This window comes from Alkalicoccus chagannorensis DSM 18086 (assembly GCF_000429725.1).
GTDB classification, from domain to species: Bacteria; Bacillota; Bacilli; order Bacillales; family Salisediminibacteriaceae; genus Alkalicoccus; species Alkalicoccus chagannorensis.
This window is the reverse complement of record NZ_AUCK01000028.1, coordinates 40,214-51,084: the sequence shown is the minus strand read 5'-3', so window position 1 is coordinate 51,084 and position 10,871 is coordinate 40,214. Positions and strand designations below refer to the sequence as shown.

Below are 10,871 nucleotides of genomic sequence, written 5' to 3'. Positions count from 1 at the left end.
GGAACGATTCCACTGCCGGGACACTGCCGATGATGCTCGGTACATCATGAACAGCAAGCTCCTCGACAGCACTTCGCCACACGGGATCCATGTCGGTTGTAAACGCCGTAAGAATCAGGTGGTGCGGCGGCGTCCGCACAAGCAGGGCCAGGACGTCCTCCTCTTCTTCTACTGCCAGCAGCAGCGGGTGATCGTCCTCCCCAAGATTATGTAAAATACCATAAGGCAGCCCATTAGCAGCCTGATTCGCTTCCAATTTTTCCTGTGTCATTGCCAAAGCTTCCCGGGCATGACGAAGTGTCAACGTGTTCATTGTTTGTGCTCCTTTCTCGTTTTTCATACAGCCAAAATGGGAACGTGAACTCTCTCTAGAACCTCTTCTACTAGGGATTCTCCTTGTGGGAGGCATGGACCATTATCGAATCCACAATCGTGTCTACGATGGCATAGACTGGCTGATTTCCATCAATCACGACATCGGCACTCGGTTTGATGGTATGTAACATCTCCAGGTATGCTGCCCTGCTGCTGGAGCAATAAAATGCCATACGACGTACAATCTCTTCCGTCGAATCATCTGCATAATCCCTGATGATTCGACGAGCCAGAGCTAAATCCAATGGTGTATCAATGAAGACGGAGTAGTCAATATATTCCCTCATCTGCTGATGAATGTAGGAGAAAGGAAAATCCAAAAGAACGTAATCCAACTTCTGCGTCCGTTGATTTTCTACGTCCTCTACTAAGTTCATTACATCCCATTCTTGATAATCAGCTCCTCGCTCAAGCCAATCTACCATATCCGAAGGACCGTCCAAATCGTAGTCATCAAAGAAAATGGCACTGGAGCGAGGCAGGGCCTTTCGCAACTGCTGCGTGACGGTTGTTTTCCCTCCGCCTAAAACACTCGCGATCGTGATGACCGTGGGTTTTCGTCTTTTCATAACATCCCCCTTGTCCAATCAAGATCAAGGGTCGTTTGCTTTCACGTAACGACAACCATTTCCTTCGTGGGTGAACCATCCGCGTCCCCGAAAGCTGACAGTACAACCGAGTAAGAACACTATCGTATAAGAAATATCGCCACCTCAATGCTACACCTTTTTAATGAAAACAATCTGTTTTCTGCCATGATGTTTTTGAAACTCATGTCTAAGTTGAAGAACTCAATAATGACAATTTTTTGTTAATTCCAATTCATTTCACCTCCTGAAGACACAACTGCATTTTCCCATTCTTGATATATACTAGAATCCCCAAATATTTGAGTACCTGAGCGCTCTTCAAATCCTATGGTAGAGGCAATATAATAATCATTTGGGTTATTGGCATCAAATACGATGATGAATCCTGAATTAAAGCCTGCTAATGAATGTTGCTCTTGCTCCTCATCAGAAAGATTGGCCTCATTCAATTGACTGCTAACATGGCCATAATAAAAACTGTCTCCAGTTTCCTCATTTTCTACGTATTCAAAGTCTCCCTCTCCTTCAAACGGAAAGGCTCTTTGCCCTGGCATTTTGAATACACCATTAAATTCACTTTCATAAATAGCTTGATAATCTGATTCCTCGGATTTTTTTTCATCCTCTTTTAATTTCAACGTAAGTTGAAGCATGGTGTTATCTAGTTCTTTATGTGAAGCATCCAATTTGTTTTTAGACTCCTCGACTAAGTTTCCTTCTAATTCACTCATATATTCAGTATTTATGCGGCTATTAAATTTAACAGTTTTTTGTTCGGAGAGCCCATTGCCTTGTAAATATTCAACCCTCTCTTCCACATCCTCTTCTGATCTGTCAGTATCGCCTTCGAAAACAGAGTCAAAAGTTTCAGCACTAATAAGATAAGTCGAAAACAGTACTAAAATACCCAAAGCTGACACAAAAGACACCACATATTTTATATTCATTTGAAACCCCCTACTTCTATATTTAATATTTATTACCTTATGATCTTCGTACAAATCCTTCTAGATCCTGATCAAACTAGGTATTCCCTTAGGGAAGGCCTAGTTTGATCAAGATCTGGAAGCGGGTTTTAAGTTAGAAAATTTGTTCAAGTTTCCTGGTTTACTTTATTCAATCGCAAATAATCATTGTTAAGGAAAGGGGTAAATATTATATAGATTGAAATTGCTAAACAAATCGCACCGAAGATTATGAAAGTGAATTGTGCTGAAATAAAATTAACCAAAAAAGATGAGATAGCACCACCAATTGGAAGGGCAGTAGATTGCAGAGTAAACGCAACTCCTGATACTCTTCCCAACAGATTATTCGGAACTCTTTCTTGTCTCATTGAGTTCCAGCTAATAATAATTAAGACGGCTGATCCATTCAAAAGCATTCCGAACCCTATAACTACGGGATAAATTGTAGTAGCTCCCAAACCAACTAGGGATAAAGAAAAAGCAATACTCCCGACCACAATAAGCGATTCATAGTTATATTTCTTAGCTAAGGTTGGAGCATAAATACCCATAACTAGCATAGGTAGAAATTCAAATAAAGTGAATGAGAACCCAAACATAAAACCTTCTAAATTGAGTCCTTCTCTCAAATAAAACTGAATTAAACTACCCACACTTCCAGTAGCTAAGAAGACTCCAAAAATAATTACAATTCCATGTGTGAGCCAGATATGTTGTCTGACATAGTTAGCACCTTGACTAATGTTTTCTAAAACAGATTCTTTAGTCGATTTCATATCACTATTGATATCGCGCCTTATGAAAATTATCAATATTGCAGAAAATAGAAATGACAATCCGTTCAACAATATATTAGACCAAGGTCCAAAAAAACCGATAATCACTCCAGCAAATACTGGGCCTCCAAGACTTATGAAAGATCTTGAAACATTAAATAAGCCATTTGCATCTACAATTTCCTTATTTGAAACAAGTTTAGGGACTGCAGCATCAAATGAAGGAGTAGAAAGTGCGCTTAATGTAGATAGAGCAAAGGTTAGTATAAATAGTGATAAAACGCCAATAGGCATTGATAATAAATACAGCAACAGGAAAACAGATATCACTAAAAACGCTAGTATATCTCCTGATATTAGAATGAATTTTCTACTATACCTGTCTGAAACAATTCCTCCTAATAGACCAAATATAAATCCTGGAATTAGAGAAACAGTGAAATTTACAGCCATTAAGGCTGCTGACCCAGAAATATCGTAGACTAACCACGGTAGGCCAAACCGATGCATCTGAGTTCCAATTTGAGACAAAATAACTGCCCACATTAATTTATGGAAATCTGGATTATTTTTTAATAAGTTAAAGTAATCAGATTTTATTTTAAATGATTCTAGAATTTTCTTCATAAAATTTCTCCGTTGCTGTAACTGTAAATGATATCATCAATATTTTTGCTTTCTCCTTGCCATAGTATATTTTCTGATAAATCATTACAACACCTATACATTTTTTAAAAATAAGCTTACTTATTTCCACCTAAAATTTTATGGATACGTAGATAATTGTTGTAATTCAATAGAGAAAGTAGTGAGAGGAGTTAGCATGAACTATACATTGTCAAGAATGCATTCAGAAATAATTCCTGTTTCAGGAGCAATTACTATAGGAATGTAACCGTCAAGTAGAAGAGATCACTTTTTCACAAATAAGATAGATCAAGATTCCCCAATTAAGACAGACCACCCTTTTCGGAAAAAATCGTTTTTCGGTATTTCATGCGGATACTGTCTGTTTCGTCGCCAAAGGTGATGATTTCGCTCCGATGGAGCAGGCGATCTAAAATAGCTGTCGTCAACGTAGGATCGCCGAGGAACTTTCCCCATTCATTCGGCCCTTTGTTTGACGTTAAGATAAAGGCAGCTTTATCGTATAGGTCGTAGATGAACTGGAAAAACAAATGGGCTTCGTGCGCTTCATACGTCATGTACATGACATCATCAATAATGATCAGATCAGATCCGATCCAATAATTCGCTTATAGCGGGTATTGGATTTTTTAATATGCTCCCTCGTTTTCAAGATATACATAAGGTGCGCCATGGACACAAAAGAAACTTGGAAGCCTTGCTGCACAGCATGAACGCCTAATGCGACGGACAGGTGCGTTTTACCTGCACCTGTTGGCCCCATTAAAATTAACGTGAAATCGTCTTCGACCCAATGCAATTCTTTCAACACATGAAATTCCTTTTCTCCTAAAGCGTTTTGTTCCTTAAGATCATAGGCGTCCAGCGTCTTCACTTCCGGGAAATCCGCCCATTTCATCAAGCGCTCGACCGTCTTTTGTTCCCGGCATTGCAATTCATAGGAAAGAAGTTCATGCGTGAACTCGTGATACGTCCAACCTTTCGCTTCTGCCTTGCGTAGAAGGGTGGGCAGCTCTTTTGCCGTCTCTGCCAACCGTAAGGTTCGGCATTGTTGTTGTAAGGAATCAAAAGGATGGCTCATGATTTTCGACCTCCACTCAAAACACTCAGGTAGGTCGCACTGGAGCGTTCGGGCGCTGCCAGATCGATGTACTTTTGATTCAATGTCAGGTCAGAAGCAGGCGGTTCCTGGCTCAGGTTTTGCAGTTCTAGGGAGGAAATAATATCGCGAAAATCATTACCGCTGATTAATTGCAGCTTCTGCACCTCTTTCAACGCGCCATCGGCACTTGTTGGATGGTGGCGGATAGCTTTTTGAATCACTTTCAGCTGATCAACCAAATGCCGTGGATACTTTTCCGAAAGGGCTTCGATAAACTATTGGATGCCCGCTTTATCTGAAAAAGCTTCGGTCAGCTGGTGAACCAATAGGCTCCGTGTTGATTCTTTCTTCTCCCGGTGTAGTGGATCGGAAATGACCAAGCCTTTTTCCAGTGAGAGTGCATGCTGAGCCAAGACCGGTCCCGTAGGTTTCAGTCGGATCAAGAGCGTCTGGTCTTCTGTTACTTGAAGATAGGCTTTATTGGCTGATGCTTCTTGGTACGTCCCTGTCGGAACGCTGTAACGATTCTGCAGGTAGCGAACGACATTGTCCTTCTGAATGTTTCTTGTTATAGTGATAGGGAGAACATCCTCAAACAGGTAACTCGTTGAGACGTTCCGCAAGTGTTGCTTTTCCAGGGCGTGCACTTCGGAAGGTCTCTTTTTTATGTTGTGGTGAACCTTGTGATTACCGGTGCGATTTAACCAAGCCAGACAGGCGTCATTCCAGTTATCCAATGTCTCGAACAGTCGATGTTTGCTGAAGTTGTATTTCACAAACTTCACGACCTGCTCCACTTTCCCTTTTGATTCCGGGTCGCTTTTTCGGCACAAGTATATCTGAAAGCCTCGAGCTGCTTGATACTTGGTGAACGTCGCGGTCAATATGAGATCTCCCGCATTCTCACTTACGGCAAGTAAAGCATCTTGGTCGTACACCATCTCTACGGGCATCCCCTCGTAATAAGCAAAGGCATTCTCATGACATCTCACAACGTCCGATGTTCGAAAAGGCCGATCCAGCCACTCAACATATTTGTACCGGGAATGGGACAAGATGAAGGCGATAAAGTAGAGGTGTTTCCTTCCGTCTGCAATTGTTTCGACGACCGTTTGTCCAAAATCCACCTGGGCCTGCTGGCCCGGGAAGCTTTCAGGAATCGATGCATACTCCCGCTGTCTCACCGTTTTTGGAATGTGGTATATCTCCCGTAGCTCCTTGACGTAATTTCGCACCGTATTCTCTGCGGTCTCGTTGAACTGCATTCGTTCTTCCAGCCAGTCATAGACTTGAGCTCCGGTTAGATCTGGATGTTCCTGCAGCCACTTGAAAATCTCATCCCGGAAGGGATCCAACTTTTTGGAACGTGTACGCAGGGAAACAAGGAAATCTTCGAACTCCTCCGGCTCCATGCCTATGTACTCCTTCACCGTATTTCTCGACATTTTCAGTTTCTTAGCAATGGCATTCATAGAAAAACCTTGATCTTGCAGCTTACGAACTTCTGCATATTTCATGAATCTGCTCACTCCAATCTCCTCACCTTCAATAAACTAGGGCAGCCTATTGAAAGTGTCATATTTGTATGGAAATTGGTCAATCTTATTTGTGAAATGTTGCTCTCCCTTAATTGTGATAAATTGCTCTCTCTAGTTTAGCGTTTACAAGGAATCAGTGAAAATACAAAAATTGAAATAGAAGACCCCTATTTTACAGCTTTGTAATGGATTAAATTCAAAAGAATTTATTGCTCATACAATATCAGATGAATATAAAGAAATATCAGAAGAATTTGCTTCTGATATTATAAATAAGATTGGGGGAACTCCATAAATAATGGAGGATACTTCAGATCACCCTGATGATTATGACTCAGAAAGGCATAGCAGAAAATTGATCTTTTTATAAAATTCTAATCTATAATGATAATGAAATTATAATACTAGAGTATGATTTCAATAAAAATGAGCTCTTGGAGCACGAAAATCCCAAAAGAGATTATTCATCAATACTTATTCCAAACAGCAAAGGTGAGATAAAATAATTAAGCTAAATGCTGTAACTCTTCCAAGTGTCAGTAAGTATTTAGAAGAGCATATTAATACAAGAGATAACATTTACCGTTAAATGGAATTATACGCACTTAATGAGAACGCTCAAATCATAGGTCCTGAAGTAGGAAACTTCCTTAGTATAATGACCAAAATGATGAATGCAAGTAATGTTTTAGAATTAGGCTCTTCGATTGGCTATAGTACAATATGGTTTGCTAAGGCATTAAATGAGAATGGAAAAGTCATTTATACAGATTTTTCCAGTAATAATGCCGAAATAGCTAGAGATTACTTTTCACGCTCGAATGTAGAGAATAAAGTTTATATTCATGTTGGAGACGCTCTAGAATTCACAAAAAATAACAAGGATATTTACGACATTGTTTTAATTGACCTAGAAAAAGAACTATACTTGCAAGCATTTGATAGTATATTGGATCAAGTACGTCAAGGTGGACTAATAATAGCGGATAATACAATGTGGGGAGGCCATGTTAGATGGGAACTTGAAGACGATAAAACAAAAACAATAAAAAAATATAATAAACGTACTAGCGAAGATGAAAGGCTACAAACAAGCATTCTGCCTATTAAAGATGGATTAACCTTATCGATAAAATTGTGACATTTCAATTGATATACTCTGATTTTTTACTATGCAAGATATTCAAGTGTAATTCTCTTCCCAACAAGTCAAAAAAGTATTCGGCATTTTTATAACACGATCGAATATCTTGATAAGAATTATTATTCACTTCATAGCTCATACCTAAATAGTAATAAAAATTACCTATAAAAGACATATTTTCCGCTTTTATGGATTTATCTATGCCTTCTTTAATCAATGCAATTGCATCTGTATAATTTCCGCTATCAAATAACGTTTTAGATTTGTTAAACATCACCCTTAAATAATAAATATTTATGTTATGCCTGGGCGAAATAATAATTTCTTCATCGAAATTAATCTTGTTGTAGTAAAACAAAGCTAAATCGATCTCTTGATTTTTGGCGTATAAGAAGGCAATTGTATTGTAAATTCTTTCTTTCAAAAAATCTCTCATGATTATCAAATCATATTTCTTTTGAATTAGTTCTTTTAAACTTTTAATTGCTTCATTGAAATCGATTTTCTTTATTTCATAAGCGCTCAAGTAATACTGCCATTTTAAAAAGTGTTGATACCATTCATTTTCTATATTTTCATAAAGCTCTTTAACAACAATCTCGTTTACAACTTCATACTTTTGTTGAGTTGTTAGTTCTTCTATGTACACAACTAATTTATCAATTCTAGAGAATGAATCAGAAAACAAAATATTTATGAAATATCTAAGAGGTTTTTTAAGTTTTAAAGATATAAAATAAATTGTATCTAAGGCAGGCGTTATGTCACCTCTCTCTATCATTCTAATAGTAGGTTGTGTACATATACCATCACTGAGCTGCTTTTGAGTCATATTGTTAGATGTTCTCAATGCAACAATTTCTTTACCAAGGCTATTCGTACTCATACTTGACACCTCACTAAATTTTAAAAAGGGGAGGACAAAAATGAAAAAAATTTTATTTGCAATGTTTTTAGCTTTTTCTGTAGGATTCATGGATAATCATGAAATGGATATTTTTAGTGCAGAAGATCAGGATAAGTATTCTCCATTGGACTCGCCTTACGAAGCATAAATTCTAGTTTTATAATATGATTTGCTTACATGAAATTGTTTTCAATTCTGGGATCAGTTATTTATCCCCAGTTCAATAAGTGACTAGGTAAGCTGATACCTTGAATGAGTGGCTTGCGATGCTCTCTCAAAATATTTATTCGCTTGAGCATGGACCTAGTCACTGTCGAACTCGGGCATTACTCTTAATTCGAAATTATATTGAAGCTTAATTTTTTTTGAATAAGAAATGAAAGGTTCCCATTAGAAAACCAACAACAAATAAAGTTAAACCAAAGGTATTTATTAGAAAATTAAATTTCAAAAAGTAAATACCAAAGCCACTAATAATCAGCAAAATTGAAAAAGTTAAAATTTCAAATGAATCTTTTTTTTCTGTGAACTTCCTAGCTAAGAGATTAATACCAATTCCTAAAATTAAAGCTATTACTAATAATCCTGACTCATTGAATACGATAAATTGTTACCTCCTTGGCTTATGTAAAGGTTCTTAATATAAAATATGATTGATTTAGAATACTCAAAACGATTGAAATAGTTTTTATAATCATTGCTTTAATTAATCTTTTGAAAAGCTTAGCTTTAATTACATTACATTGTCAACCGTATTTTGATTAAGCCAAGGAGAATATAGTATGCCTGCTCTCAGGACTTTTAAATACCTAGGACACTATTCGACACAGAAGGTAATCTTCTTAGTTCGTATTGGTAAAAGTATAGCGAATAGTGGTCAATAGGTGAGGTTTCTGGTAAAGTACCTTGGTTGCACCTAACCCCATCGCAAATGTAATTACTTGGGTATTTAGTTCTCTATTATGTCTTTGTGAAATAGATGAATCCTTTTGCAATTTATAATATAAGTATATTTATATTTTTAACCCTTCTAAAGCTTGTGTATAGAGATATAAACCAATAGAGTTAGGATAGATATTTTGAAATATTACATAAAAAAGGAGATTTAAAATTTATGAAAACATTTTTGGCATTATCTAGTTTAACATTGCTTTTCTTCGTTTCAGAGAAAACTGTGCACGCTGAGTTTGAAGATTTACCGAATGACAGCGATGCTTATTCTATCGATGAGTTGGAAAGTATGGAAGTTGAAGTTGATGAATATTTAGCGGAATACGAGGATGTTTTTATTCACAACAATGGAGAGCCAATTGAGAAAGACATTGTCTCAGATTATATTTCTGGAACGGTGAACTTCGAAGACGATAATCATTTAATGGGGTTCTCAATAAAGAATGAGGGTATAGAGACGGACTTTCACTTTTCTAATATTACTGAAGAAGAGTATAACTCCAGTATAGAAAATGAGGCGGAAAAGAATTTAAATATGCAAGTAGAGGAAGAGAATGTTGAGGATTTAGAGCGAGTTAGTCCTCTCGAAAAAATGGTTGAGAATTTAGAAGACGACAGTGATGAGATAGAGCTTTTAGGTGCCTCAACACAAGAATTTGGTGCAGAGGCCATAGATAATCACACTACTACCATATATGATTATGTTGACAGTAGTGTAGTCGCTGGACAGATAAATTCAACTATTCTATATTCGAACAGAGGAACTACAGAATTTAACAATGGACCTGGTTCTGTATGGGATGTAAAGTATGAAAATCAAATGGATCCGGCACAAGGATATAACAGTAACGAACAACACACGCGATCTAGTCTAGAAGATTATGATACTATGCACTTAGTTGATCACAGCCCAGAGAACGTAGCATCGGGAAATGAATTATCTATAAGCCTAACATGGGGTCCACCTGAGGTTCAGTGGTCATTTTTCATTCCAGACATCGCAGTCACTGATTACACCAGTCGAGCATCTGACTATGGGAGATGGGAGTTTGACTATAATCTAGGACAGGATGTATCTAGCTATCCACATACTACACGTCCTGGAATTAGGGCAGTAAACACACAAAGTATTGCTGCATTCTCCCACAGCATCTATGGCGATTTCTATAGAAATTTGTCAGCGCAAGGGATTGGTCATCAGACATATACGAGAGGGTTAGATGATTTATAAATAAAATTAAAAGTTCAATTGATGTTTTAGGTTCAAATTCAATTGTAGGTATAGGGGTATCGGTATATAACCGATACCCCTATCTTAATTAAAAATGCGTATGTTTATGTTAGTGATGCAGTTAAATACTTATAGGAAAAAGATCATACCATCGAAAACCAAAGGCTTTTCTTTTGATCGCTTTTTGAATAGCCGAAAGTGAAGCTATTCAATATCTCCTTCTCCCAGTTTCCGAACTTGGTCAGAAAAGGCTTTAACTGCTAATCTAAAGTGGCACTTACAGGATTTTTAGGAAAGGTGTAACCGTCAAGTAGAAGAGGCTCTTACGTGGTTTTGGGGAACGCGTACCTCTTCGCATGTTCGTGTCTGTCGTTCATTTTTTACTATAATAATATGACGACAGCTTATGACATAAGAGATCGATGTAATACACGTTTCCGTAATAAGTCGAAGGAACCTCTCCCATACATGAACATGATGGTCTTTTTAATTTAAATTGATGCATATTGGTCCTCTGATACATCGTTGCTCCACGGAAGAAGAACGGTATGACGAATCTCAACAGCACCATGGTATAACTCATCATCCGAACGTTTTCCATATTTCTTCTGACCGTCCCTCATTATCTAAATCGAGAGTAT

10 protein-coding genes and 1 pseudogene are annotated in these 10,871 nt (G+C 37.6%); 3 read left to right on the top strand and 8 right to left on the bottom strand.

The annotated features are described in order from the left end of the window. The 7 genes and pseudogenes from G477_RS0112735 to istA all read right to left on the bottom strand — a co-directional run. A partial coding sequence (locus G477_RS0112735; RefSeq protein WP_026698273.1) for a hypothetical protein occupies nt 1-313 on the bottom strand: 313 nt, incomplete at its 3' end. A 70-nt stretch (nt 314-383) separates the two neighbouring features. Further along, nucleotides 384-944 carry a nucleoside/nucleotide kinase family protein gene (locus G477_RS0112730; protein WP_026698272.1) on the bottom strand — a complete coding sequence of 187 codons (561 nt, stop codon included), beginning with the start codon at nt 942-944 and terminating at the stop codon, nt 384-386. Between the two features lie 242 nt (nt 945-1,186). Next, nucleotides 1,187-1,912: a hypothetical protein gene (locus tag G477_RS0112725; protein WP_026698271.1), complete on the bottom strand. Its 726-nt coding sequence runs from the start codon at nt 1,910-1,912 to the stop codon at nt 1,187-1,189. A gap of 146 nt (nt 1,913-2,058) precedes the next feature. Then, nucleotides 2,059-3,336, bottom strand: coding sequence for an MFS transporter (locus tag G477_RS0112720; protein WP_026698270.1), 1,278 nt, complete (start codon nt 3,334-3,336; stop codon nt 2,059-2,061). A gap of 323 nt (nt 3,337-3,659) precedes the next feature. Then, nucleotides 3,660-4,438: pseudogene (gene istB / locus G477_RS21715) on the bottom strand (IS21-like element helper ATPase IstB). After that, the gene (locus G477_RS21560; protein ID WP_245575518.1) at nt 4,435-4,698 is read right to left on the bottom strand and encodes a hypothetical protein; all 264 of its coding nucleotides are present in this window, start codon (nt 4,696-4,698) and stop codon (nt 4,435-4,437) included. Before G477_RS21560 ends, istB begins: the two are co-directional and overlap by 4 nt. A gap of 36 nt (nt 4,699-4,734) precedes the next feature. After that, a complete protein-coding gene (istA, locus tag G477_RS19610) occupies nt 4,735-5,976 on the bottom strand; it encodes an IS21 family transposase (protein ID WP_245575511.1) in 1,242 nt (413 codons plus the stop codon). Nucleotides 5,977-6,586: 610 nt separating this feature from the next. On the opposite strand from istA, the gene G477_RS19605 reads away from it, so the two are divergent. Beyond that, the gene (locus G477_RS19605; RefSeq protein ID WP_051288010.1) at nt 6,587-7,138 is read left to right on the top strand and encodes an O-methyltransferase; all 552 of its coding nucleotides are present in this window, start codon (nt 6,587-6,589) and stop codon (nt 7,136-7,138) included. A 4-nt stretch (nt 7,139-7,142) separates the two neighbouring features. Here G477_RS19605 and G477_RS0112700 read toward each other — a convergent pair whose 3' ends face one another. Next, a complete protein-coding gene (locus tag G477_RS0112700; protein ID WP_026698269.1) occupies nt 7,143-8,027 on the bottom strand; it encodes a helix-turn-helix domain-containing protein in 885 nt (294 codons plus the stop codon). Between the two features lie 40 nt (nt 8,028-8,067). Between G477_RS0112700 and G477_RS21620 the strand changes: the two genes are divergently transcribed. Further along, the gene (locus G477_RS21620; RefSeq protein WP_281171153.1) at nt 8,068-8,196 is read left to right on the top strand and encodes a hypothetical protein; all 129 of its coding nucleotides are present in this window, start codon (nt 8,068-8,070) and stop codon (nt 8,194-8,196) included. Between the two features lie 966 nt (nt 8,197-9,162). Beyond that, nucleotides 9,163-10,230 (top strand): hypothetical protein, encoded by a 1,068-nt coding sequence (locus G477_RS0112690; RefSeq protein WP_026698268.1) that lies wholly within the window; start codon nt 9,163-9,165, stop codon nt 10,228-10,230. The last annotated feature ends 641 nt before the right edge of the window (nt 10,231-10,871 follow it).

What these genes read in the sequence shown, in the direction of transcription:
- G477_RS0112730 (WP_026698272.1), bottom strand. Translation starts at nt 944, where the DNA reads ATGAAAAGACGAAAACCCACGGTCATCACGATCGCGAGTGTTTTAGGC.
- G477_RS0112725 (WP_026698271.1), bottom strand. Translation starts at nt 1,912, where the DNA reads ATGAATATAAAATATGTGGTGTCTTTTGTGTCAGCTTTGGGTATTTTA.
- G477_RS0112720 (WP_026698270.1), bottom strand. Translation starts at nt 3,336, where the DNA reads ATGAAGAAAATTCTAGAATCATTTAAAATAAAATCTGATTACTTTAAC.
- istA (WP_245575511.1), bottom strand. Translation starts at nt 5,976, where the DNA reads ATGAAATATGCAGAAGTTCGTAAGCTGCAAGATCAAGGTTTTTCTATG.
- G477_RS19605 (WP_051288010.1), top strand. Translation starts at nt 6,587, where the DNA reads ATGGAATTATACGCACTTAATGAGAACGCTCAAATCATAGGTCCTGAA.
- G477_RS0112700 (WP_026698269.1), bottom strand. Translation starts at nt 8,027, where the DNA reads ATGAGTACGAATAGCCTTGGTAAAGAAATTGTTGCATTGAGAACATCT.
- G477_RS21620 (WP_281171153.1), top strand. Translation starts at nt 8,068, where the DNA reads ATGAAAAAAATTTTATTTGCAATGTTTTTAGCTTTTTCTGTAGGATTC.
- G477_RS0112690 (WP_026698268.1), top strand. Translation starts at nt 9,163, where the DNA reads ATGAAAACATTTTTGGCATTATCTAGTTTAACATTGCTTTTCTTCGTT.